This window comes from Rhizomicrobium electricum (assembly GCF_011762045.1).
GTDB lineage: Bacteria > Pseudomonadota > Alphaproteobacteria > Micropepsales > Micropepsaceae > Rhizomicrobium > Rhizomicrobium electricum.
In genome coordinates this window covers 100,223-125,215 of record NZ_JAASQS010000006.1, presented here as the reverse complement: position 1 = coordinate 125,215, position 24,993 = coordinate 100,223, and the positions used below count along the sequence as shown (strand labels likewise).

Below are 24,993 nucleotides of genomic sequence, written 5' to 3'. Positions count from 1 at the left end.
GACACGCCCGCTCTCGGACCGGTCAAGCTCTAGCGCAATCCGGTCCGGTTTTCGAGCGTACCACTTTTTCAGGTCGGCGCAGGCCCTCGCCCGCGGTCAGAAACTCCCTTTCGTCACCATGTAATGCTCACGCCGGCCGTACCGGTGTGCGACGAATTCGGTCCGCCGAACGCGCCGGAGTAGTTGGCGTACACCGACAAGTGACCGTCGATCGACAGACGCAGACCGGTATCCACGACACCCGTCTCGCGGGCAGGTTCGGCACCATGGACCTGGAACGCGAAGCCGGGCGCCGAGATGAACTGGGTGCTCGTCTTCCGGCTGATGTCGAACTCGTGCTTCCAGGTGCCCTTGAGCCATCCGGCCAGCATCAGGTCGCCGCCGAGATCGAACTTGCCGTCGACCATGACGCCCAAGAGGCCGGGCAGCGAATCGACGGTTTGCTGATTGGAGATCATCCCGATAACGCTGGTCTGGCCGGCATTGGTCTCGGTGAAGCCGTCCGTGGTCAGGCTGCCGAAATTGAGCCCGATGAACGGCGTCGCCCGCACGATGCCGAGGTCGTAGTGATAGCCCGCCTCCAAGTGGCCGCTATAGGACGACGAGTGGAAGCGTGCTTCCGGCGTTTCGGAGAAGCCGGGCACCCGGTACGGGCCGTCGACGAACAACGACTTCGGCAAGGTCACGCCCGGAATGATCGCAACGCGCGATTCCGCGTTCGTGAACAGGTCGTAGCCGAAGGCGCCGTCGGCGTAATAGGCATCGCCGTTCCAGCCGCCATAGAGACCGAAATGGATGGCATCGGTGCTGGCTTTGGTGAGCCGGTCGGGAACATTGATCCAGGTGGTACCGCCGCCGACCGCCACGCCGATCAGCGCGCGCGACGAGATCTGGTAATCGACACCGCCCACGATGCCCCAGGCCTGATCCTTCACCTTGGCTGCGCCCATATCCTTGTCGCCGCCGTAAAGCGCGGTGTAGCCGTAAGGCATCATCCACAAACGCCAGGCGTGCTCGGGCGAACGCGGCGTATCGCGCCAGTCGGCGGTTTGCGCGCCGGCTGCCGCAAGGAAGCGTTCGTTCGAGTCGAACGAGGCCTGTTCCAGGGCCGCAATGCCTTCGCCCGACAACAGGTCGTAGGCCCGGCCGAGGGTCGCAACATCGGGCAGATAGAACAGATTGGTCGCGATCGGCCGGAAGGCCGGCGACGTCTGCGCCGTCTGGATGATGTTGACCGCATCGCCGGTGGCATGCTGGTTGCCGGTTAGGCCGGTGGGCGAATAGTCGACCACGTATTGCAGATCGACCGTCTGCGCATCCGGATAGACCAGAGCATAATTCGCCACCGCGGTGTTGAACGCCGCCAGCGTCAAGCCGGTATGGGTCACGCCGCCGGTCGCCGTCAGGATCACCTTGGTGTGCGTTCCCGGCAGCGAGAAGCCCGGTGCCGTCAACGGATCGGTCAGATTGGTCAGCACCGTTCCCGACATCGCCGCCGTGCCGCTGACCGTGATGCGGTCGGTGGCGTCCGGCTTGAGATCGAGATCCAGCCCGTAGGTGCCGGTCGCGGTCTGCACCAGATTGCCGGTGATGGCGAGGCTCGACAGATGGTAATAGCCGCCCGGCGCCAACAGACCCGCATTGGTCAAGGTATTGCCTGCGCCCAATATGACCACGGCACCGGCATCGAACACGCCGCCCTGGCGATTGTTGATCGCATTGAGACCGGTGAGTCCGAGATCGATCGAACCCATCATCAGGCCGGTGTTGTTGATCGTGGTGCCGGTCCCGCTGCTGGCGCGCACGGCATAGCCTTGGGTGCCGTCGACAATCGTCGCCGGCGTGCCCGCGACCGTGAAGGTGCCGTCGTTGTCCGAGACGCCGGTGATGGTGCCGGTAATCGCCGTGACGGCCGCGATCACGCCGGCATTGTTCAGCGTGTTGGCGCCGCCGTCGAGAATCTCGACCGCCGCACCGCTGCCGAGACCGCCGAGCACGAAGCTGCGGCTCGATGCCGGATTGGTGATAGCGACCGTGATGTCGCCTTGGCCGCCGGCCGCGCTCGACTGCGCCACCAGCGCAATCGAATTCAAGCCCGTGGCAAAGACATTGCCGGTCTGGTTGAGAGTGACAGCCGCCGCCGTGCCCGTGCCTCCGGCTGTCCCGGAGAACAGGAAGGCGCCGACCTGGCCGGGCGGATCGACATTCAATCCGACCGCGCCGCCACCGCCGCCGACGCTTTGGGCGTAGACGCCGATGCTGTTCTGGCCGTTGAGCACGAGCGCTGCCGCGGTGTTGGTCACCGTGACGGTGCCGCCGTTGCCGCCGCCGCCGTTCGTTTGCGTCACACTGGTGACGTCGCCGCCGGTCCGCACTAGGCCGCCGCCGCCGCCGACGCTTTGCGCGAAGATGGCGACCGCGTTGTTGGCGGTGAAGCCCATCGAGCCCGAATTGTCGACCGTGATCGCGCCGCCGTTGCCGTTGGCGCCGGTCTGGCCGCCGATGGTGATCGGAACATCGCTGACGTTGAACGACGCCGAGGCGATGCCGCCGCCGCCGCCGACCGACTGGGCGATGATGCCCATCGCGTTCTTGCCGGAATTGACGATGGTGCTGGCGTTGGAGACATCGACCGCGCCGCCGTTACCCGCCGCGCCGCCGCTGCCGCCGAGCGCAACCGCAACCGAGAACGTCGCCGCCGCCGCTTCGGTCAGCGTGTAGCCGCCGGTGCCACCGCCGCCGCCGACCGACTGGGCGAGAATGCCCGTCGAATATAAAGCCGTGCTGTTGAGCAGACCGCCGAGCCGGTTGCGAACCACGACATGGCCGCCGTCGCCGGCGATCCCGCCGCTGCCGCCGATGGCCAGCGAGCCTGCCGGCAAAGTCGACGATATGGCCTGGACGGAAATCGAACCGGCCACGCCGCCATTGCCGCCGCCGCCGCCGATCGACTGCGCGAAGATCGCGCTCGACGCCAAGCCGTCGGTTTGGATAACGGCATTGTTGTCGACCACGACGTCACCGCCCTTGCCGCCGCCGGCGCCCTTGCCGCCGACACTCGCCGCAACGCCGATGAACGAGCCCGAATACGCGCCGCCGCCGTTGCCGCCGCCGCCGCCGATGGATTGCGCGAAGATGCCGTCGGACAGAACGCCCTTGGTCCAGATCGTTCCGCCGGTCGCATTGGTGACCGTCACCGCGCCGCCGTCACCGGCCGCACCGCCGTAGCCGCCGACCGCGATGGTGCCGATGCCATGACCGCCGTCGCCGCCGCCGCCGCCGATGGACTGCGCACGAATGCCTTTGGCCACCGCGGATTCGGTCTGCAGCACCGCCGCATTGTTGACCGATACCGTGCCGCCGTTACCGGCCGCGCCGCCGAAGCCGCCGACCGAAACCAGCAAGCCCAGGCCTTGGCTGGTGACGCCCGTCGCGCCGACGCCGCCGGCCTGACCGCCGCCGCCGCCGACCGATTGCGCCACGACCGCATCCGAACCGACGCCCAGCGTCCTGATCTGATTGCGATTGGTGACATCGACTTCGCCGCCGTCGCCGGCTGCGCCGCCGAAACCGCCCACGGTAATGAGCGACAGGTTGGTGGCACCGCCGGCGCCGCCGCTGCCGCCGATCGACTGCGCGAAAATGCCGAAGGAATCGACATTGTCGGTTTCGATCAGGCCGTCGTTGGTGACGTCGACCAAGCCGCCCTTGCCGGCCCGGCCGCCTTCGCCGCCGACCGTCGCCACCAGCGAGATGAGGCTGGAGGATCCACCCGCACCGCCGCCGCCGCCCACCGACTGCGCGAAGATCGCGTGGCCGAGGATGCCTTTGGTCAAAATGGTAGAGGAGCTGCGATTGGTCACTTTGACGGTGCCGCCGTCGCCGGTGGAGCCGAGGACGCCGGCCGAACCGCCGACGCCGATCAGCGACAAGCCGACGCCGCCGCCATTGCCGCCGCCGCCGCCGACCGACTGTGCGAAGATGCCGACCGCGTTGAAGCCGCGGGTCTCGATGCTCGCCGCATTGTCGACGCTCACGGCGCCGCCGCTGCCCGAAGCGCCGCCGAAACCGCCGAGCGCAATCGCGGCGCTGGCCGAGCCGCCGTTGCCGTTGGCATCGCCGTCGCTGTAGGCCGTACCGCCGCCGCCGCCGATCGATTGCGCGAAGATCGCGTTCGACATGAAGTCGGTGGTCAGGATGTTGGCGCCAAGCTTGTTGAGGACATCGACGCTGCCGCCGTTGCCCGAGGCGCCGCCGAAGCCGCCGACGCTGGCCAGCGCGGTCACGCCCGAAGACGCGTTGCCGCCGTTGCCGCCGCCGCCGCCGATCGATTGCGCCGAAATGCCGTGCGAGGTGTCGCTGGTGGTCTGGATGACGCCTTCGTTGGTGACGCTGACGGTATTGCCGTCGCCCGCCGCACCGCCGAAGCCGCCGACCGTGATACGGCCGAAGCCGGTGGTGATGCCGGACGCGCCGATGATGAGGGACGTCGCGGTCAAACCGTAATCGACATATTCCGCATCCGGGAACATGCCGGCGAGACCGACCACCGCCTGGCCGCCATCGCCGCCGCCGCCGCCGATCGACTGGGCCTTGATGCCCGACGACGCGCTGCCGCTGGTCGAGATGAAGCTGTGATTGAGGACCGTAACGATGCCCGCATCGTTGCCGGTGCCGCCCCAGCCGCCGATATCGAACTGGACGTTCCAGCTCTTGTTCTCGGGCGACTTGCAGCCCTTGATCTTGGGCAGGCCGGGAATGTCGAAGGTGCAGGTGGTCGCGAGCTGGAGCGACAGCGAATTGGCGTTGCCGCCGTTGCCGCCGCCGCCGCCGATCGACTGCGCCAGGATGCCGTTCGACGCGGCGCCTGTGGTGACGATGCCGCCGGTCTGTTCGACCAGTACATCGCCGCCCTTGTTGCCGTCGCCGCCGAAGCCGCCGACCGACACCGCCATATTGATCGAACGCCCGCCGCCGGTGACGTCACCGGCTGCGATCTGGCCGGTCAGCGAGGAGCCGCCATTGCCGCCGCCGCCGCCGATCGATTGCGCCACGATGCCGTTGGCGTTGGCGCCATAGGTCGTGATCAGGCCGAGATTGCCGACATCGACCGAACCCGCGTAACCGCCGCTGCCGCCAAAACCGCCGACCGACAAAGACGCATTGAGCGAGGTCTTGTCGCCCATCGGCCCGACCGAACCGGCGAACGAGAAACCGCCGTTGCCGCCGCCGCCGCCGATCGATTGGGCCAGGATGCCCGCCGAGCCGTTGCCGTATTCGACCAATGCGTCGATATACACTTCGCCCACGGCAGCGATCTGGATCTTCTGGGTTGCGATCTTGCCGGTGGTGATGGTGCCGGTATTGCGCACGCGGACATTGCCCGCTTCGCTGCCGGGTCCGCCGAAACCGCCGACCGAGGCGGTGATCTGCTTGGCATCCGGTCCGCCGATCGAACCGGCGATGCTGAGGCCGCCGTTACCGCCGCCGCCGCCGATCGACTGGGCCGCGATGCCGACGGAATCGTCGCCGAGCGTGGTGATGGCGCCATTGCGGGTCACCAACACGTCGGACGCTGCGCCGCCGGCGCCGCCCTTGCCGCCGACCGAGGCGGTAAGCGAGGCGTTGGTGGACGAAGCGGACGCGTTGAAGCTACCGGCGACACTGATGCCGCCGTTGCCGCCGCCGCCGCCGACCGATTGCGCGACGACACCGCTGGCATGCTTGCCGGAGGTCGAGATCAGGCCGGTGGAATTCACCGTCACCGTGTCGCTGTTGGCGCCGTTGCCGCCGAGACCGCCGAGCGAGGCGGACACCGCGAAGCCCTTGGACGACGACATCATCACCGTTCCGGCAAACGAGAAGCCGCCGTTACCGCCGCCGCCGCCGATCGACTGCGCCAGGATACCGATGGCGCCGTCGCCCTTGGTCAGAATGTTGTCGACCGAGGTAAGGCCGACCGAACCGGCCGAATTGCCGGCACCGCCGAAGCCGCCGACACTGAGGCTCATGCCGAACGTGCCATCGGCCGTGGCGTTGAAGGCACCGGAGAAGCCGCCGTTGCCGCCGCCGCCGCCGATCGACTGCGCTTCGATACCGTTGGCGCTGTCGCCGGATGTCTGGATGGTGGCGACATTGCCGGTCAGGGTTGTGCCGGCGTTGCTGGCGACGAGGACATCGCCGCTCTTGCCGCCCTTGCCGCCCAAGCCGCCGAGGCTGGCCGCGAGAGCACCGTTTTCCATGCTGAACGCGCCGGACAAGGCGAACCCGCCATTGCCGCCGCCGCCGCCCAGAGACTGGGCGAGGATGCCGTTGGCTTCCGCGCCGGAGGTAACCAGCGTGCCGAAACTGTCGACCGTGACCTTGTCGGCATCGCCGCCGCCGTCGCCGAAGCCGCCGACCGCCACCGATGCGGTGAAATCGGACGCGGCCGTCAATTCGACCGCAAAGCCGCCGTTACCGCCGCCGCCGCCGATCGACTGCGCCGAAATCGCGTTCGACTGGAAGCCTTTGGTCAGGATGTTGTTGTAGCTCGTGACCTTCACGATAGCGGCATCGCCGCCGACAGCGCCGAAACCGCCGATCGAGACGCCGAGCGCCGCGCCGTCCGCGGCCAGACTGGCACCGACTGCGAAGCCGCCGTTACCGCCGCCGCCGCCCAGGGACTGGGCGAGAATGCCGTCCGATTGCACACCGTCCGTTTCAATCGTGATGACGTCGGCTGCCGGAACGATGTCGAGGCCTGCGCCGTAGCTTTCCAGCGTGGCGCTGCCGGCATCGCCGCCGCCGGCGCCGAAACCGCCGATGGAGACGTTGACGCCGGCCTGTCCGAGCGTGGCTGCGCCGGAAATCGCAAAGCCGCCGTTGCCGCCACCGCCACCTACCGACTGCGCTTCGAGCGCCGCCGAATGCGCGCCCACGGTATGCACGAGACCGGTCGAGGTGACCGACACGGCGTCGGCATTACCGGCATCGCTGCCCCAGCCGCCGATGGCCACGGCCGCCGCGGCGCCGGTGTCTTCGATGGTGGCCGAAGCCGACAACGCGACCGAGAAGCCGCCATTGCCGCCGCCGCCGCCGATGGATTGCGCCAGAATGCCGGCGGAATCGTCGAACACGGTCGAGATATTGCCGGTCGATGTCACCGTCACGGTGCTGGCGGAGCCGCCTTTGCCGCCCTGCCCGCCGACCGCGACACTGATCCCGACCGCGCCGCCCGCCGACAGCGAACCGGCGAAGCCGCCGTTGCCGCCGCCGCCGCCCAAGGACTGGGCGAGAATACCGAACGCATTGTTGCCGAGCGTCGCCGAGGTCGATCCGGTCCCGGTCGACAGATTGCCGGTCGACGTCACGGTCACGGCATCGGCCGAACTGCCGATCCCGCCCGAACCGCCGACCGTGACGCCGGTCGAACCGAGTCCGCCGAAAGCCAGACCGATGGTCGAACCGCCGTTGCCGCCGCCGCCGCCGATGGATTGCGCGATGATCGTGCTCGACTCGTTGCCATAGGTGGTGACGTCGCCGACACTGGTCAGATCGACCGTGGACGCGTTGCTGCCGCCGGCGCCTTTGCCGCCGATACCGGCCGCAAGTCCGACGCTGCTGAGGGTGAGCGCACCCGCCCCGGCGAAGCCGCCGTTACCGCCGCCGCCGCCGATCGATTGGGCGAACAGGCCGATCGATTGATCGCCATAGGTGGTGATGTTGCCTTTGGAATTGAGGATCGCCGCACCGGCGTGATTGCCGGCACCGCCGCTGCCGCCGACCGCCACGGCGCCGGAATAGCTTTGCGTCGAGGCCGAAAGCGCCACCGAGAAGCCGCCATTACCGCCGCCGCCGCCGATCGACTGCACCAGAATGCCGTCCGACATATTGCCGAGGGTGGTGATATTGCCGACGCTGAACCCGGCGGCCCGCGCCGCGTATCCGCCGGATCCGCCGCTGCCGCCGACGCTCACCGCCAGCGCACTGCCGCCGTTGACGGCGCCGCTGAGGCTGACCGCGAAGCCGCCGTTGCCGCCGCCGCCGCCGATCGACTGCACAACGATGCCGGTCGAGTTGTCGCCGCGGGTGAAGATGTTTTCGGCATAGGCACGGGCGTAGCCGCTATGGACGGTGGCATTGGAGGCGTAACTGCCGGCGCCGCCCGATCCGCCGAGCGCCAGTGTCACGGCGCTGCCGCCGGAGAACGACAAGGTCCCGGCGAAACCGCCGTTGCCGCCGCCGCCGCCGATCGATTGGGCTTCGATACCGGCCGCGTTGTCGCCCGTGGTGACCAGCGTCCAGCCGTCTCCGTAGCCGCTCACCGCGATATTGGCATTGCCGCCGTCGGCATAGAGCAGAGCCGATCCGGCATGTTGGCCGCCGCCACCGGAGCCGCCGATGCCGACCGACGCCGATCCCATCACGGAGATCGCCGCGGTGGCCGAGAAACCGCCGTTGCCGCCGCCGCCGCCCAGCGATTGCGCCAGAAGACCGGTGGCGTTGTCGCCCGTGGTGAGGACCGATCCGGAATCGTCGAGCCGCGCCGAACTGGATGCGCCGCCGGTCGTACCGGAGCCGCCGACGCCGACGCCGATGCCGCCGGCGCCGATTGCGCCGGCCACGGCGAAGCCGCCGTTACCACCGCCGCCGCCGATCGATTGCACCGCCATGCCGACCGCGTTTTCGCCGGAGGTCTGGATACTGCCGGTATTGGTCGCATGCGCCCAATCCGCGGCGCCGCCCGATCCGCCGGTGCCGCCGACTCCGACGCTGACGCCGACAATGCCGACACTTGCGGCGACCGAGAAGCCGCCGTTACCGCCGCCGCCGCCGACCGATTGGCTCAGAATGCCGTAGCTGTTGTCGCCGGTGGTGGCGATGTCGCTGAGGCTGGTGACGGTGACGCTCGAAGCCGCGCCGCCCGACCCGCCGCCGCCGCCGACTCCGACGGCGATAGACGTCCCGATATTGAAGCTCGCCGCCACGCCGAAGCCGCCGTTGCCGCCGCCGCCGCCGATCGATTGGGCCAGAACGCCGTCGGACGCCAAACCGTGTGTGACGAGACTGCCTTTGGTGGTGACCACGACCGTCGAGCTGTCGCCACCGGCGCCGCCGCCGGCGCCGACACCGAGCGCGACGCTGAACAGGCTGGCGCTGCCCGTAGCCGCCACGGCGAAGCCGCCGTTGCCGCCGCCGCCGCCGATGGATTGGGCGACGATGGCGGAGGATGCGTCGCCATGGGTTTCGATGGCGTAGCCTTTGGCCAGCGTGATATCGGGATCGTCGAGCCCGACGGTGACGCTTTTACCTTTGCCGCCGACGCCGCCCGAGCCGCCGAACGCCACGGCGAAGCCGGGCCCTGCCGCCACCGAGCCGCCGCCGTTACCGCCGCCGCCGCCAATCGACTGGGCGAGGATGCCGGCCGAACCCGCGGTCCCGCTGTTGAGGCCGGTGTAGATGTTGCCCGCGTTGATGACGCTGACGATACCGCCATCGCCGCCGCCGCCGCCGGAGCCGCCGAACGCCATCAGGCCGCCCGAGGTGCCGCCGTTGCCGCCGCCGCCGCCGATCGACTGCGCCAGAATACCGATGGAATCCGAGTTGTAGGTGACGATGGTGCCGCTGTTGGTCACCGCGACCGTGCCGCCGATGGTGGCCGACGAGCCCTTGCCGCCGAGCGAGAACAGGCCGCCGGAGTTGGCGCCGTTACCGCCACCGCCGCCGATCGACTGCACCTCGATACCGTTCGAGCGGTATCCGTAGGTCGTGATCGCGCCGGCATTGGTGACCGTGACCGCTCCGCCGACGCCGCCGATATCGCCCTGGCCGCCGAGCGCGACCATGCCCGCAACGCCTTCCGCGCTGCCGCCGCCGCCGCCGATCGATTGCGCCAGAATGCCTTGCGAGTAGGCGCCATGGGTAATGACGGTGCCTTTGGCGTCCACCAGCACCGCGCCGCCGTTACCGCCCGCCGAGCCGTCGCCGCCGCCGGAATAGATCAGGCCGAAGCCGCCCGAGCCCTTGCCGCCGCCGCCGCCGATGCTGAGCGCACCGATGCCGCTGGAATAGCTCCCGTAGGTCGTGACGAGGGTATCCGCCAGCGTCATGACGCTCGCCGAACCGGCCTGACCGCCGTTGTCGCCGCCGGCGCCGAAATGAACGATGCCGCCGCCGCTGCCGGCCTTGCCGCCTTCGCCGCCCTGGCTGATGGCGAGAACGCCGATATTGCCCTTGCCCGAGGTAGCGACCGAACCGGCGCTGAACAGGGCGGTAGCGGTGCCGCCGTAGCCGCCTTTGCCGCCGGAGCCGTCTTTGCCGCCGAGACCTTTGCTGCTGCCGCCGTTACCGCCGGCGCCACCGATACTGGCGGCCAGGATGCCGCCGGAGTTGCCGGACGTCACCACGCCGGCAAACGACACCGTGGCGATGCCGCCGTCGGCGCCGTCGCCGCCGCTGCCCGCGTTGCCGGCGAAATAGTTGTTGCCGCCGTTGCCGCCGTTAGCGCCCTTGGCGCGGGCCATGACGGCCGCATCCAGGCTGGCGCCGCCGATCGTGATAGTGCCGGAGGTCGGCGCATCGATGATCAGATGCACATTCTCGCCGGATTTTCCGGTCGGACCGATGCTGGTCACGCCTTCGATGCAAGCGCCGAGCGGGTTGCCGTCGCCGTCGGTTTTGGGCGTGCAGGTCTCGCCGTGATCGTCGTCGATGTAAGGCACGATCACGCACTGATTGGCGACGCTGCAGGTGTAGTGCCCGTCGGTAGGGGTGACCGTCACATCGTCGCCGTCGCCGACGAAGGCGATCAGGGTCGTACTATTGGCAATCGACGACACGCTCATGGTGTCGATGGTGGTGGTGGCCCCCTTGACGAGCGGATCGGCGATCGTCCCGGTGCAGACAATGCTCGCTCCGCTGAGCGAACAGCCCGCATGGGCCGGCATGGAGGAAACGACAAGGCCCGACATCAACGCGATCACGGATGTCATCACCGGATTGGCGCGGCGAATGGCTTTGGCGAGCGAGAACATGATCTTCCCCCTTCCGCACAGATTTCCTGCGCGATAACCGGCCGGACGCCTCCCAAAAGGCGGGCCGATACACAATTTCCGGCACCACAAGCCCGAGGGCTTATGGGTGATGGCCGCATTCACACCGATGCGGCGTGGACTTTTCGGCAGACTCCACTCACGACCGTGCCGCTTGCGGGCACAACGTGATAACCAAACACCATTCCCCGATGCCCCAATCCCAGTCTCGGTCCGGATCGCGGACGAAACAGGACGCCTTGGTATTAATGAGTCTCTTTGTGCACTTCTTTATGCATACGAGTGTAACATTCCCTTTAAACGAGTAAACGGAATTCCGGTCAAGTCATTGCTCTGAACAGTCAAATTACAGTGTTGAAAATTCAAATCACTCTTGTCTTCCGACTACTAACCATAGCCGTTTGGTCTTCGACCTATACTAGGCCGAGAACGGCAAAGCAGATTTGGTGTCTCTGAGGTCTGCAACGAGATCGACCCGCTGTTCGCAGTCGACAACTACAAGTGAAGGACGGCACAGCAAACATTCGCGCACACTGTGTCTCTGCAAGCATAGCCGCAGCAGACTTCACGATTTCGCGCCCCGTTTGATCGCGGCTTGGAGCGCCTCCGGTGCACGGCTAAGTTTGCCGCCGGGGGACATCATGCGGTCACTGCTTCTGATCGGCTTTTGCCTGGTGTGCGGTGCCGCCGCTTCGCCGCTGACCACGGCCATCGCGCATCGCGATATCGCGGCACTCGAAACACTGTCTGCCGAGACCGAAGACGCCGCGCTGCTCGCGCGCGGTGCGGTGCTGGCGTTGCGCCATCGCGACACGGCGGCCCTCGCAATCCTGGAGCCGCTGACGCGCGCTGCGGCGTCGCAGGACATCAGCGCCGGTGCTTGTTTTGCTCTCTCCGACATCTATTTGCGCCAGACCCGTTACGCCGAGGCCCGCGCCGCATTGCACTGTGTCGAGGTCCAATCGGGCGCGCCGCTCGAGGGCGAACCGCTGCAAGTGCTGCACGACACTGCCGCATTGGCCGGCGAAAAGCCGATGACGCTGGTTCGCTCCGCCGCCGGATCGGTAGAGGCGCGTCGCGACCATGCGGGATTGATCCGCGTGCCGGTCACCGTCAACGGCGAACGGATCCGCGCGGTGATCGACAGCGACGCCTCGTTTTCGGTGGTGAGCCGGTCGGTGGCCGAACGCCTCGGATTGCGGATTTTGCCGGACGCCCTGACCGTTCTCACCACCGCTCGTCCCGATCAGCCGATGCAGCTCGCTGTTGCCGACCGGTTGATGTTCGGCGATGCCGAACTGGCCAACGTCGTCTTCGCAGTGCTGCCGGATTCGGCGATGCGCCTTCGGCCGGACTATCGCATCGAGGCCGTGATCGGCCTGCCGGTGCTGGTAACGCTCGGCCGCATCGCTTACGACCGCGAGGCGGGCCGTCTCGATTACGGTCGCGGCGCAGCGGCAGCGGCGATGGAGCCGAATGTCCTGTTGTCGGGTCTCGATCCTTTCGTGCTGGTGCAATCGGGCAGTGCCAGAGTGCGTTTGGCGCTCGATACCGCCGCCGATACCACGACGCTGAATGCCTCGGTATGGACGGTGACGGCGAGCCCCAAGAAGACATCGGAGCGGGTCCTCACGTGGCGCGGCGCCGGCGGCAGCATCACCGACCGTGCGCGCGTTCTCGATGAATGGCGCATCGTGATCGGGAATACGCCGGTGACATTGCAGAATGTCGCCGTGCAGTCGCGCCCGGAAACCGATCGCCACGGCGCCCTCGGTCTCGATGCCGTGAAGGACGCCCGCCGCTGGGTGCTCGATTTCGATGCCATGTGTTTCTGGCTCGAGCCGGACGCCGACTAACCCGTCCTTCCGCAACCGTCGCGCTCGAAAATCTTCGCCTGGACCTGCCGCAGCACGTCCCGATTTGCCTAAGGTGCGCGCGCGTGAAGGGGTGAAGCATGCAGGTTTTCAAGCGCCCGCTCGATGGCCGCGCGGCGGCCAAGATGGCGGCTGGTTTTTTTGTGCTGGCGCTGCTGCTGCAGTTGCCGGGCAATGTTCCTTATGACGGCATCATCGTCTGGTATGAAGCCGAAACGCACACGCTGTTCGCGCAGCATCCGGCTGCGCTGGTCCTGATCTGGCGCCTCAGCGAGATGGTGGTACGCGGCCCGGCGCTGTTCACCGCGTTGCAACTGGCGAGCTTATGGCTGGCGGTCGGTCTTCTCTTGGCGCGCCATCGCCCGCCGGCGTGGGCGGCAACGCTGTTCTGCGCCGTGCTGCTGGTGTGGCCGCCGCTGCTCGCCACCGCAGGCGTGACCGTGAAGGACGTGTTCGGCGCCCATCTCGTGCTGCTCGCTTTTGCTTTGGCGGCGGGCAAAAATCCGGCGCGCTGGTTCGCGGCGTTTGCGGTCGGCACGCTGGCCTTCCTGTTGCGCTATCAGTTCGGATTGATCCTGCCGCTGTTGGCGATCGCCTGGTGGCCCGAGCGCGACCGCCGGACCGCGTTCGCCGGGGCTGCCGGTATTGTCGTCGTCTTCGTGCTAGTGAACGCGGCGGTGGCGGCACTGTTCGTCAAAGCCGGACCGGGCGACGTTTTGCTGTCGCTGCGCAAGATGGCAATCTTCGATATCGCCGGCACGGTCGCGCACGATCCGTCGACACCGCTGACGGTGTTTGCCCGCGAACATCTCGATACCGTCCGCCTCACCCGCGAGATGCGCGCGCAGTACAGTCCGGTGCGGGTCGACACGCTATGGCAGACCAAGGATAGCGGCACCATCACGCCGACCAGCGGCGTGTTCGGACGGCTGTATTACGTGCCCGACCGCGTCGTGCTCGAACAATGGCGCAGGGTCGCGAGCGAGCGTCCCGGCGCCTTTCTGCAGCACCGCATGGCCGCGTTCGCGCGGGTGATCGGGCTCGGCGATATCTGGCGATGCCGCCCGCTCACGCCAGGGATTTCCACGCTGCCGCGTCCGGCGGTGGCGGCGGTCGGCGCCCAAGCCTTTGCGCCGGCGCTTTCGGCCAAGATCATGACAAGTCACATCTTTCCGGTCAGCCTCACGTTCCGCGCCGTGGTCTATCTCGGCCTGTTGCTGCTGGTGCTGATCGTCGGATGCCGCGATGCCCGCCTGCTGGCCGGGTTCGCTCTGGCCTACGAATTCAGTTTCTTCCTGCTGCCGCAGGCCTGCGAGGTTCGCTATGCCTATCCGGTGATGCTGGCGGCTATCGTAGCCGGTGCCATGGCCTTACAGCGCCGATTAATATGATTATTCAGCGGTTTTTCTCGCGTCGGCCTGGGGCGATTGGTATCTGGCATCTTGGTGACCGGTGGTTATGATGGCAGCGTTGTCATCGGCGTTTTCCGAGATTTTCTCTCCAGAAATAAAAGCACCGTGAAACCAACTTCCCCCGAACGCCCCGAAAACCACAAACCGGCCAGCATCTATGACGTCGCCAAGCGCGCCGGCGTCTCGATCAAAACCGTGTCGCGGGTCGTCAACCGCCAGTCCAATGTCAGCGACGCCACCCGCGAAAAGGTGATGGAGGCGGTCGAGGCGTTGTCCTACCGCCCCAATATTTTCGCCCGCGGCCTCGCCAGCGAGCGCTCGTTCCTGATCGGATTGCTCTACGACAATCCGTCGGCCGGCTATATCGCCGCGATGCAGGTGGGCGTTCTGACCCGCTGCCGCGAAGAAGGCTATCACCTGATCGTCGAAAGCCTCGACGCCGCCAATCCCAATCTCGGCCGCCAAGTACATTCGCTGGTGACGGAATCCTCGCTGCACGGCGTCATTCTGACCCCGCCTTTGTGCGATACCCAGGCGGTGATCGACGCGCTCAACCGGGCCAATTGTCCGTTCGTGCGCATTGCCCCGGAAAAGCATCTGCCCGGTGCCTCCGATGTCCGCATCGACGATTTCAAGGCGGCGTACGACATGACCGCCTATCTGATCGGTCTCGGTCACCGGCGGATCGGCTTCATCAAGGGCCATCCCGGCCATGGCGCCGCCCAGGCGCGCTTTGCCGGCTATCGCTCCGCGCTGGAACATGCCGGCCTGCCGCTCGAAGAAGAACTCTGCGTTCAGGGCTTTTTCTCTTACCAATCGGGCCTGGAAGCCGGCGAAAAGCTGCTGACCTTGAAGAACCGGCCGACCGCGATCTTTGCCGGCAACGACGACATGGCCGCCGCCGTGCTGGCCTGCTCGCAGCGCTACAATCTCAAGATTCCGCACGATCTTTCGGTCGCCGGCTTCGACGACTCCCTGGTCGCCCAGGTGGTGTCGCCGCGCCTGACCACCTGCCGCCAGCCGATCCGCGAAATGGCCGAAGCCGCCGTTTCGATGCTGATCCAGAGGACCGCCACCGATGCCCCGGTCGAGCGCCAGTTCGAGCACGAACTGGTGGTCCGGGAATCCACCGTGCCGCCTCCCGGCGCCATCGGATAATCTGAGATAGCGTCTTGATAAGAAATAGTTTTCCTTGATTTTGGAAAGCGCTGTCAAAACTTCTGGTAAGCGCAGGCGGGTTGCGCTATAGTTCAGCCACTGCCCTCGACCGTTGCCCGGTCGAGAACTTTGTGAGTGCTGGTCACTCCTCCCTGGACTTGGGCGGCCGAGCGCCGCCCTTTTCTTTTCATCCCGTCTTCAGAAGGCCTTGCTGGCGGCGATCCAGACCGCTGCGATAGCTTCGAGTCCGGCCGCATCGGCCTCGTCGAAGCGCGCCCGCAACGGACTGTCGAGATCGAGCACGCCGATGACGGCGCCATTGCGGATCAGCGGCACCACGATTTCGGCGTTCGAGGCGCTGTCGCAGGCGATATGACCTTCGAAGGCGTGCACGTCGGGCACGATCAGGGTTTGGCGGGCCGCCGCGGCGGCGCCGCACACGCCCTTGCCGTCGGCGATCCGCACGCAGGCCGGTTTGCCCTGGAACGGTCCCAGCACCAGTTCGCGGTCCTTGGCGAAATAGAAGCCCGCCCAATTGAGATCGGGCAGGCCGTACCAGATCAGCGCCGCGATGTTGGCGGCGTTGGCGATCGGATCGTCGATCCCGGTCACGAGGCCTTGCGCCTGCAGAAGCAGATCGCGGTAGAGAGCCGTCTTGGTTTGCGTCATCGCAGCGTGTCGTCTTTCTCAGCGCGCGTCGTTCTGGACATGCACGACCGCCCATTGATCCGTATAAAGACGATGCCAGCCGGCCATCGCGTCCATCGTTTTGACGGCGGGATTGGCGGGCATGAGGATCGTCCAGCGGATGTGGTAGCGCGTCAGCGTCTTCGCCAGCAAGCCGGCGTCGGCGGTTTGTTGGTAGCGCCGCCGGAACACTGCGCTGTAGATCGAACGGCTGTCGATGAACGGCTTGACCTCGCGGAAAATGAGATACCCGCCGAAGCTGCGTTCGTTGAGCACCGGCTGACGCTTGAGCGAAGCCGGCACCTGGGCCAGTGCGGTTTGCGGCGAGAAGGCATCGTCGCCGCGGGTCAGCGGCACACCAATGCGAAAAGCCGCGGCGGCGACGATCACCAAAATCAGCGCCACCAGCGGCCGCCACGCCAGTTTGAACGGTTCGTCCTCAAACGATCCTGCCGCGAGGAGCGGCGCCGTTACCGCCAACGCAAGACGGGCGGGCCCGTTCGTCAATGCCAATGCCAAAAGGCCGGCGAGAAAGATCACGCGCACAATCATCCGGCGCTGCGGCAGCAGCATGGCGGCGGCGGGCAGCGCGACGAGCAGCGGCAGCACGGCTTCGACCGGCCCGGACGGCCGCAACGCCTTGAGCGCATGTGCGACGCCGAACACGCCGGTCGGCGTGACGAGACTGATGAGCAGTGCGCATCCGGCAAACACCGCCCAGCCCCGTGCCACCGTGAGCCGGTCCTTGGTCGCGAACGCGATCGCTTCGAGCGCCAGGACGCCGGTAATGAGAAGTCCGAGGATGAAGCTGCTCGACAGATTGGCCCAGATCAGCATCACCGGGAGAAGATGCAGCGGCGGTCCTTTTTCGCCGGCGCGGACCAGAACACCGGTCCACACGATGAGGCATGGCAGCGCCAGAAAGAACGGCAGCGCGCGCACCGCTCCGGCGCCGGTGACGAGCGCGAGGGCGAGCCACAGTCCGGCGATTGCCGCCCGCCGGCCGCGCGCCAGGAAAAATCCGGTGAACCCGGCCGCCAGCGCCGCCACCGTCGCGGTGAGGGCCAGGATTCCGCTCCAGCCGGCGCCGACATAGGCCCCGGCCAGCAGCAGTTCCGAAAGCCAGTCCTGGTTGGCCCAGGGATCGCCGGCCGCGGTATAGGAGAACAGGTTGATGCGCAGGATCGCTTGGTTGTCGATCATCCAGCGCCCGGCCGCGATGTGCCAGTAGAGATCGCCGCCGGTCAAAACCGCCGGCATCATCAAAACGGCCGCGAAGGCGAGCGCGGCGGCCAAGAGGCCCCAAAGCCCGGCATCGATACGCAAGGAAGAGGGCGTCACGAAGCGGTCCCGCCGCAAAAGGAACTCCGTTGCCTACGCGGGGTGGACCGGGGAATCAAGCGAGCCCCTCGTTTTGGGGTAAACGGCGCCGCTCAATTCTTCTGCTTCAGGAGATCGCGGATTTCGCGCAGCAGCGCCACGTCTTCCGGCGGGGCGGGCGGGGCGGCGGGAGCTTCCTGCTTGGCGAACAGGCGGTTGACCGAGCGCACAATCAGAAACAGCACGAAGGCGACGATCAGGAAACTGATCAGGGCGTTGAGAAACACGCCGATATTGAGGGTCACCGCCCCGGCCTTGGCGGAATCCGCCAAAGTGGCATAGTGCTCGCCCTTTAAGACGATGAAAATGTTGGTGAAATCGAGACCGCCGGTCAGCAGGCCGAGCGGCGGGGTGATGATGTCCTTGACCAGCGAATTGACGATCGAGGTGAACGCCGCGCCGACGATCACGCCGATGGCCAGATCGATCACATTGCCGCGGAGGGCGAACTGGCGGAATTCCTTGAACATCGCATTATCCCAAGTCGAATTTGCACATCGGACAAGGTGCTAGTTCCCCATTCGCGCGGCAAGCGTTTTCGGACGGACCAACCAGAGCGCGAACCAGCCGGTCCCGGCGCCGGTGGCGGCCCCGAGGATATTGGCGATCTCGTCGAAAATATCGGGGTCGCGGCCGACAAAGCCTTGCAGGATCTCCAGAACGCCCCCGAACAAGGCCACCAGAAGGGTCGCGGTCAGCGCCCGCCGGTCGCCTTTCAAAGCCACGCAAAGGATTCCGGCCAGACCGAAATAAGCGATGAAATGCAATCCCTTATCCCAGAAATTGGCTTCCGCGGCCGCGGCCGTTGTCGACAGTTCGCCCCAGCTCACCACCGCCATGGCCGGCAGGAACACGAGCACGGCCAGCCGGGGCAGCCACTTGACCAGAAAATCTCGCATTGCGTGCCGGTTCCCCCGTTGCCGCTCTCTTCTGCCATGCACCGCGGCAATTTGGGGTTAAACCTTGGAAAGCGGGGCCCCGCCTTGCTTTTGGCGGTCTGATTCGTATAAGACGCCCCCTCTTTAGAGCGGCCCGGCGAAAAGGGCATGCCGTGGCGGCTCATAAAGGCAACCGGGATGAAAGTCCCAAGGAGACCGAAATGCCCAAAATGAAGACCAAGTCGGGCGCTAAGAAGCGCTTCAAACTCACGGCCAAAGGCAAGGTCAAGACCGGTCAGGCAGGTAAGCGCCACCGTTTGATCTCCAACACGCCGGAACGCACCCGTACCCTGCGCGGAACGTCGGTTCTGTCGAGCTCGGAAACCCAGCGCGTGAAGCGTTGGATGCCGTACGGAGGAGGTATCTAAATGTCTCGTGCACCTCGCGCCGTACCCAGCCGTCTGCGCCGCAAGCGCGTTTTAAAGGCCGCCAAAGGTTTCTATGGCCGCCGCAAGAACACCATCACCGTTGCCAACGAGTCGGTGGATCGTTCGCTGCAGCACAACTATATCGGCCGCAAGCTCAGGAAGCGGAATTTCCGCGCCCTCTGGATCCAGCGCATCAACGCTGCGGTCCGCGAGCATGGCCTGACCTATTCGCAGTTTATCGCCTTGCTCGCCAAGGCTGAGATCACCGTGGACCGCAAGGTTCTCGCCGAACTCGCCGTCAGTGAGCCCGCCGCGTTCAAGGCTCTGGTGGACCAGGCGAAGGCCGCCTAATTTCTTGGAGCGTCGACCCGGAAAAGTGTGAAACGGTTTTCCGTCCGGTCGCGCGACCAAAAATCTAGAACCAAGAACCCGGCAGAGCCATGTCGCTTTGCCGGGTTTTTGTTTGGCCGAAAAGCTCCTTGGCTTTGGCCGGGCAGCGTGGTCAAACGGATTCGAAGGGATCAAGCATGACCGATATCCTCGAAAAAGAAATTCTGGCGGGCATCGCCGCCGCCGCTGACGAAGCGGCGCTCGAAGCGGTGCGCGTTGCCGCCCTCGGCAAAAAGGGCACCATTTCCGATCTTCTGAAATCGCTCGGCGCCATGAGCCCGGAAGAGAAGAAGGTCAACGGTCCGGCGTTCAACGGCTTGCGCGACCGCGTGCAGAAAGCCATCGTCGCCAAGAAAAGCGAACTCGAAGCCGCCGCGTTGAACGCACGGCTCGCCTCCGAACGCGTCGACATCACCTTGCCGGTGCGCCCCGAGCCCGCCGGCAGCGTGCATCCGGTCAGCCAGGTGTTCGACGAAGTGGTGGCGATCTTCGCCGATCTCGGGTTTGCCGTCGCCGAAGGCCCCGACGTCGAATACGACGACTACAACTTCACCAAGCTCAACATCCCGCCCGATCACCCGGCGCGGCAGATGCACGACACCTTTTATGTCGCCAAGCAGGCCGATGGTTCCCAGCACGTCCTGCGCACCCACACCTCGCCGGTGCAAGTGCGCACGATGCTGAACCAGAAGCCGCCGATCCGCATCATTTCGCCCGGCCGCACCTATCGCGTCGACAGCGATGCCACCCACTCGCCGATGTTCCACCAGTACGAAGGTCTGGTGATCGACGAGGTCACCCATCTCGGTCATCTCAAATGGGTGCTGGAGGAATTTTACAAGGCGTTCTTCGAGGTCGACAAAGTCGAGTTGCGCGCCCGCCCCAGCTATTTCCCCTTCACCGAGCCGTCGCTCGAATGGGATATCCGCTGCGACCGTTCCGGCGGCCAGATCAAGTTCGGCACCGGCAACGACTGGCTGGAAGTGGCCGGCTCCGGCATGGTCAATCCGCGCGTGCTCGAGAATTGCGGCATCGATAGCAGCAAGTACCAAGGCTACGCCTTCGGCGGCGGCATCGACCGTCTCGCCATGCTGAAATACGGCATTCCCGACATCCGCTCGTTCTTCGAATCCGATTTGCGCTGGCTCAAGGCCTACGGCTTCGCCGCGCTCGACATACCGACCCTCGATGGAGGGCTTTCCCGATGAAATTCCCGCTTTCCTGGCTCAAAGATCATCTTGAAACCGACGCCGACGCGCAAACCATCGCCGACAAGCTGACGGCCATCGGCCTCGAAGTCGAAAGCGTCGAGGACGCCGGTGCGCGGCTGAAGGACTTCGTCGTCGCGCGCGTCGTCACCGCCGACAAGCATCCCAACGCCGACCGCTTGCACCTGTGCTCGGTCGATGCCGGCGGCAAGGAACCGGTCCAGGTCGTTTGCGGCGCGCCCAATGCGCGGGCCGGCATCAAGGTCGTGTTCGCCCAGCCCGGCACCGTCATTCCGGTTTCCGGCGAAGCGCTGAAGATCGGCACCATCCGCGGCGTCGAATCCCGCGGCATGATGTGTTCCGGCCGCGAGCTTCTGATCTCCGACGATCACGACGGCATCATCGAATTGCCCGAGGACGCGGTGGTGGGTCAGCCGGTGGCAACCGCCCTCGGCCTCACCGATCCGGTGATCGACATTTCCATCACTCCCAACCGCGGCGATTGCACCAGCGTTTGGGGCGTGGCGCGCGATCTCGCCGCCGCCGGTCTCGGCAAACTGAAGACGCCGAAGGTGGAGTCGGTGAAGGGCACCTTCCCGTCGCCCAAATCCATCGCGCTGAATTTCCCCGCCGGTCAGAAGCCCGCTTGCCCGCTGTTCGCCGGCCGGGTCATTCGCGGCGTGAAAAACGGTCCTTCGCCCCTCTGGGTACAGGAACGGTTGAAGGCCATCGGTCTTCGTCCGATCAATGCCCTCGTCGACGTCACCAATCTCGTCAGCCACGATCGCGGCCGGCCACTGCATGTCTTCGATGCCGACAAGCTGCAAGGCAACGTCCAGGCGCGCCTCGCCAAGTCCGGCGAAAGGCTGCTCGCTCTCGACGGCAAAACCTATGAGCTCGACGGCGAGATGTGCGTCATTGCCGACGAGGCGGCGGCGCAGTCGATTGCCGGCGTGATGGGCGGCGAGGATACCGGTTCGAGCGAAACCACGGTCAATGTGTTCGTGGAATCGGCCTGGTTCCAGCCGATCAGCGTTGCCGCCACCGGCCGCAAGCTGCAGCTCAATTCCGATGCCCGCTACCGCTTCGAACGCGGCGTCGATCCCGAATTCGTCGTGCCCGGTCTCGAACTGGCGACCAAGCTGATCCTGGAATGGTGCGGCGGCGAGCCGTCCGACATCGTCGTGGCCGGTGCGGTGCCGGAATGGAAGCGTGAAATTCCGTTCGCGGCCGATATCGTCGAACGCATCGGTGGCTTGAAGATCGAAAAGGACCGCATCGTCGAAATCCTCGGCCATCTCGGGTTCGCGCTGAAGGACTGCGGCAGCGGCTGGCTGGTTGCGCCGCCGTCCTGGCGCAGCGACATCGACGGTGCCGCCGATCTGGTCGAAGAAGTGGTGCGCATCTACGGCCTCGAGCATGTGCCGTCGGTACCGATGAGCCGTCCCACCGCCATTGCGCGTTCGGTGCTGACGCCGTCGCAAAAGCGCCGCCGGCTGATCCGCCGGGCGCTGGCCTCGCGCGGCTTCAACGAGACGGTGACCTACTCGTTCATTCCGCGCGCCCATGCCGCTTTGTTCGGCGGCGGCGACGACGCCCGCCAGATCGCCAATCCGATCGCAGCCGAGATGGATGCGTTGCGGCCTTCGCCGTTGCCGTCGCTGCTTGCCGCGGCGATGCGCAATCAGGCGCGCGGCTTCAACGATCTGCAGTTGTTCGAGATCGGCGCGGCGTTCCAGAGCGGCATGCCGGGCGGCCAGCAGACCGTGGCGGCCGGCATTCGCGTCGGTTCGGGCATCCGCACCTGGACCAAAGCGAGTCATCCCGCCGATGCCTTCGACGTCAAAGCCGATGTGCTGGCGGCGCTCGAAGCGGCGATGGGATCCGCCATGTCCGCACCGATCAAGGCGACGGCACCGGCTTGGTATCATCCGGGCCGCTCCGGCACCCTGGCGCTCGGTCCGAAAGTGCTGGCGGTGTTCGGCGAACTGCATCCTTCCGTCGTCGCCGCGTTCGACCTCACCGGCCCGGTCGCGGCGTTCGAGCTGATCCTCGATGCCGTACCGGAATCGAAGGCCAAGAAGGCGAACTATGCGCCGTCACCCTATCAGGCGGTGGAACGCGACTTCGCGTTTGTCGTGAATGCTTCCATTTCGGCCGACGACGTGGTGAAGGCGGCCAAGACCGCCGAACGCAATCTCGTTGAATCGGTCGCGGTGTTCGATCTCTACGAAGGCAAAGGCGTTCCCGAGGGCAAGAAGTCGCTCGCCATCACGGTGCGGCTGCAGCCCAAGGACAAGACCTTGACCGACGCCGAAATCGAAACCGTCGGCCAGAAGATCGTGGCGGCGGTCGCCAAAGCCACCGGCGGAACGCTGCGGGCCTGATCGAAACCTGTCATAGTGGCGCACAGGAAATACTCTAATCCTGTGCGCCATGACTGTTTCGCCCTATACCAATCGCCAAGCCCTGTCCTTCGTTCTCGCCTTCGGCATCGTCAGCCTGTTCGCCGACATGTCGTACGAAGGCATGCGCGGCATCGCCGGGCCGTTCCTGGCGAGTTTGGGCGCCAGCGGCCTTGCAGTCGGGTTGATTGCCGGTTCCGGTGAACTCGCGGGCTATCTCCTGCGGCTGTTCTCCGGCCGCTTCGCCGATTCAACCCGCGCCTATTGGCCGATCACGCTCACCGGTTACATCATCCAGATGGCGGCGGTGCCGATGATGGCGCTGGCGGGCAATTGGTGGGTGGCCGCAGGCCTCATCATCATCGAGCGCGCCGGCAAGGCGATCCGCAATCCGGCCCGCGATGCCATGCTGTCGCGCGCCGGCGAGACCATCGGACATGGCTGGGCTTTCGGTCTGCATGAGGCGCTCGATCAGATCGGCGCGTGCGCCGGGCCGTTGATCGCGGCGCTCGTCTTGGCGCGGCATGGCGATTACCGCGCCGCGTTCGTCTGGCTCGCCATTCCGTCGCTGACCACCGTCGCGCTGGTGGTCGCGATGCGTTTGAAGTACGGCGCGCTCGGCAAGATCGCGCGGCCGCACGATGCGGCACCGGACCAGGCTTTGCCGCGCGCCTTCTGGTTTTACGCCGCCGCCAGTGCGCTGATCGCGTTCGGCTTCGCCGATTTCACGCTGATCTCCTATCATTTCGGCAAAGCCGGCACGCTCGGCGGCGAAGCCATCGCCGTTTTCTATGCCGCCGCCATGCTGGCCGACGGCGCCGCCTCGCTTCTGTTCGGACGCTGGTTCGACCGCGCCGGATTGCGGGTCGTCTATGGCGGCATCCTGATCGGCGTCGCCGTGGCGCCGCTGGCGTTTTTCGGCGGCTGGTGGGGCGCACTCGTCGGCACGCTGGCTTGGGGCACCGCGCTCGGCGTCCACGAGTCGGTGATGAATGCCGGTGTCGCCACCCTGGTGCCGCTGCATGCGCGGGCCCGCGCCTTCGGCCTCTTCACCGCGATCTTCGGCACTGCATGGTTTGCCGGCAGCGCCCTGCTGGGGGCGCTTTACGACATTTCGCTGCCGGCCCTTGTCGCCGTGGCAGTGATTGCGCAGCTTGCCGCCGCTTTCCCGCTGGCGCGCGCCATCAACGCGTCGGCTCCGCGATCCAGAACGTCATGATGTCGGGCGAACCGATGAAGCATTCGCCGGTCAGCTTCTTGGCGCGGATCATGCCCAGCATGGCTTCGGCTTGCGGCTTGTAAGGGCCGAGCTCGACCAGCGAGGTGGCGCCGTCGGCGATATTCCAGCTGTTTTTCGACCGCACTAGATGCGCCGTGGTGGGATGGAACGACAAACAATAGATCCCGCCCATGCGGTCGCTGCCGAAACCTTTGGCGCTGCGCCAATAGGGTTTCCATTGGCCGCCCGACCGGCAGAGACGATCGAACCGGTAATAGCGGAACGCCGCTTCGGCGAGCATCGCCGCCTTGTCGTCCTTGCCGGTGGCGATCAACACTTTGCCGCCCGCTTTAACCGACCACGATCCGCGCTCGTTCACCGCCCGCACATCGCGCACATCGTAGACGGTGCATTCCTCGTGCGGCGTGCCCGCCGCGCCCGAGCGCGCGCCGCCGCCCCAGCCGGTCGTCAGGCCCGGCTCGGATTGCCAGGTCTGGCTGATCGGCCCGACCCAGGTGGTGGGCTTGAGGATGCCGGACTGCACGAAGGCGTGGCGGTCGGAATTGTCGTCGAGCTTGGTCAGCTTCTCGAACTGGAGCTGCCCGTTTTTGCCTTTGCGGAACGTGATCTGGTGATGGGCGAAGCCGAAATGGAAGGTGGCGACGATCACCGTCACATGATCCGACTTGGGATCGGCATAATAGACGTCGCCTTGCACCAGGCCCCAGTCGCATTCGTTCGGATGGCAGTCGCCATAGGCGCGCACGTCGACCCGGTCGCCGCCGTTGGGATTGATGGCGACGCGGGTGATCCCGCCCGGCTTGGGATCGGGAGTCTTCCAATTGCCGATGAAGTCGGTGGCTTCGGCATGCGCCGCGCCCGCAAACAGCATCAGGCCGAGAACCGCAATGCGAACCATGA

Annotated in this window: 14 protein-coding genes; 8 read left to right on the top strand and 6 right to left on the bottom strand. The window is 66.0% G+C overall.

The window, feature by feature from the left end:
• Positions 1-113: 113 nt before the first annotated feature.
• On the bottom strand, positions 114-11,015 hold the full coding sequence (locus FHS84_RS13040) for a hypothetical protein (RefSeq protein WP_166934953.1): 10,902 nt from the start codon (positions 11,013-11,015) through the stop codon (positions 114-116).
• Positions 11,016-11,674: 659 nt separating this feature from the next.
• Here FHS84_RS13040 and FHS84_RS13035 point away from each other — a divergent pair.
• From FHS84_RS13035 to FHS84_RS13025, 3 genes are all read left to right on the top strand, one after another.
• Complete coding sequence (locus FHS84_RS13035) at positions 11,675-12,889, top strand: retropepsin-like aspartic protease (RefSeq protein WP_166934951.1); 1,215 nt, start codon at positions 11,675-11,677, stop codon at positions 12,887-12,889.
• Between the two features lie 98 nt (positions 12,890-12,987).
• Positions 12,988-14,298 (top strand): hypothetical protein, encoded by a 1,311-nt coding sequence (locus FHS84_RS13030; RefSeq protein ID WP_166934949.1) that lies wholly within the window; start codon positions 12,988-12,990, stop codon positions 14,296-14,298.
• Between the two features lie 126 nt (positions 14,299-14,424).
• Positions 14,425-15,477: a substrate-binding domain-containing protein gene (locus FHS84_RS13025; RefSeq protein WP_166934947.1), complete on the top strand. Its 1,053-nt coding sequence runs from the start codon at positions 14,425-14,427 to the stop codon at positions 15,475-15,477.
• 198 nt (positions 15,478-15,675) lie between these two features.
• Here FHS84_RS13025 and FHS84_RS13020 read toward each other — a convergent pair whose 3' ends face one another.
• The 4 genes from FHS84_RS13020 to FHS84_RS13005 all read right to left on the bottom strand — a co-directional run bounded on the left by FHS84_RS13020 (position 15,676) and on the right by FHS84_RS13005 (position 18,443).
• Positions 15,676-16,146, bottom strand: coding sequence for a GAF domain-containing protein (locus FHS84_RS13020; protein ID WP_166934945.1), 471 nt, complete (start codon positions 16,144-16,146; stop codon positions 15,676-15,678).
• Between the two features lie 18 nt (positions 16,147-16,164).
• Positions 16,165-17,505 carry a hypothetical protein gene (locus FHS84_RS13015; protein WP_166934943.1) on the bottom strand — a complete coding sequence of 447 codons (1,341 nt, stop codon included), beginning with the start codon at positions 17,503-17,505 and terminating at the stop codon, positions 16,165-16,167.
• 92 nt (positions 17,506-17,597) lie between these two features.
• On the bottom strand, positions 17,598-18,014 hold the full coding sequence (mscL, locus tag FHS84_RS13010) for a large conductance mechanosensitive channel protein MscL (RefSeq protein WP_166934942.1): 417 nt from the start codon (positions 18,012-18,014) through the stop codon (positions 17,598-17,600).
• Between the two features lie 39 nt (positions 18,015-18,053).
• Positions 18,054-18,443, bottom strand: a complete 390-nt coding sequence (locus FHS84_RS13005) for a VanZ family protein (protein ID WP_166934940.1) — start codon at positions 18,441-18,443, stop codon at positions 18,054-18,056.
• Between the two features lie 200 nt (positions 18,444-18,643).
• On the opposite strand from FHS84_RS13005, the gene rpmI reads away from it, so the two are divergent.
• The 5 genes from rpmI to FHS84_RS12980 all read left to right on the top strand — a co-directional run bounded on the left by rpmI (position 18,644) and on the right by FHS84_RS12980 (position 24,072).
• Positions 18,644-18,850, top strand: coding sequence for a 50S ribosomal protein L35 (gene rpmI, locus FHS84_RS13000; protein ID WP_166934938.1), 207 nt, complete (start codon positions 18,644-18,646; stop codon positions 18,848-18,850).
• Positions 18,851-19,201 carry a 50S ribosomal protein L20 gene (gene rplT, locus FHS84_RS12995; RefSeq protein ID WP_166934936.1) on the top strand — a complete coding sequence of 117 codons (351 nt, stop codon included), beginning with the start codon at positions 18,851-18,853 and terminating at the stop codon, positions 19,199-19,201.
• A 176-nt stretch (positions 19,202-19,377) separates the two neighbouring features.
• Positions 19,378-20,448, top strand: coding sequence for a phenylalanine--tRNA ligase subunit alpha (gene pheS / locus FHS84_RS12990; protein WP_166934927.1), 1,071 nt, complete (start codon positions 19,378-19,380; stop codon positions 20,446-20,448).
• Positions 20,445-22,835 (top strand): phenylalanine--tRNA ligase subunit beta, encoded by a 2,391-nt coding sequence (gene pheT / locus FHS84_RS12985; protein ID WP_166934925.1) that lies wholly within the window; start codon positions 20,445-20,447, stop codon positions 22,833-22,835. Before pheS ends, pheT begins: the two co-directional genes overlap by 4 nt.
• A gap of 49 nt (positions 22,836-22,884) precedes the next feature.
• On the top strand, positions 22,885-24,072 hold the full coding sequence (locus FHS84_RS12980) for an MFS transporter (protein ID WP_166934923.1): 1,188 nt from the start codon (positions 22,885-22,887) through the stop codon (positions 24,070-24,072).
• Here FHS84_RS12980 and FHS84_RS12975 read toward each other — a convergent pair.
• Positions 24,038-24,991 carry a hypothetical protein gene (locus tag FHS84_RS12975; RefSeq protein WP_166934921.1) on the bottom strand — a complete coding sequence of 318 codons (954 nt, stop codon included), beginning with the start codon at positions 24,989-24,991 and terminating at the stop codon, positions 24,038-24,040. The genes FHS84_RS12980 and FHS84_RS12975 overlap by 35 nt on opposite strands.
• Between the last annotated feature and the right edge of the window lie 2 nt (positions 24,992-24,993).

Bases quoted from the DNA above. Each gene is read 5' to 3' on its own strand.
- FHS84_RS13040 (WP_166934953.1), bottom strand. From the start codon at position 11,015: ATGTTCTCGCTCGCCAAAGCCATTCGCCGCGCCAATCCGGTGATGACA.
- FHS84_RS13035 (WP_166934951.1), top strand. From the start codon at position 11,675: ATGCGGTCACTGCTTCTGATCGGCTTTTGCCTGGTGTGCGGTGCCGCC.
- FHS84_RS13030 (WP_166934949.1), top strand. From the start codon at position 12,988: ATGCAGGTTTTCAAGCGCCCGCTCGATGGCCGCGCGGCGGCCAAGATG.
- FHS84_RS13020 (WP_166934945.1), bottom strand. From the start codon at position 16,146: ATGACGCAAACCAAGACGGCTCTCTACCGCGATCTGCTTCTGCAGGCG.
- mscL (WP_166934942.1), bottom strand. From the start codon at position 18,014: ATGTTCAAGGAATTCCGCCAGTTCGCCCTCCGCGGCAATGTGATCGAT.
- FHS84_RS13005 (WP_166934940.1), bottom strand. From the start codon at position 18,443: ATGCGAGATTTTCTGGTCAAGTGGCTGCCCCGGCTGGCCGTGCTCGTG.
- rpmI (WP_166934938.1), top strand. From the start codon at position 18,644: ATGCCCAAAATGAAGACCAAGTCGGGCGCTAAGAAGCGCTTCAAACTC.
- rplT (WP_166934936.1), top strand. From the start codon at position 18,851: ATGTCTCGTGCACCTCGCGCCGTACCCAGCCGTCTGCGCCGCAAGCGC.
- pheS (WP_166934927.1), top strand. From the start codon at position 19,378: ATGACCGATATCCTCGAAAAAGAAATTCTGGCGGGCATCGCCGCCGCC.
- pheT (WP_166934925.1), top strand. From the start codon at position 20,445: ATGAAATTCCCGCTTTCCTGGCTCAAAGATCATCTTGAAACCGACGCC.
- FHS84_RS12980 (WP_166934923.1), top strand. From the start codon at position 22,885: ATGACTGTTTCGCCCTATACCAATCGCCAAGCCCTGTCCTTCGTTCTC.
- FHS84_RS12975 (WP_166934921.1), bottom strand. From the start codon at position 24,991: ATGGTTCGCATTGCGGTTCTCGGCCTGATGCTGTTTGCGGGCGCGGCG.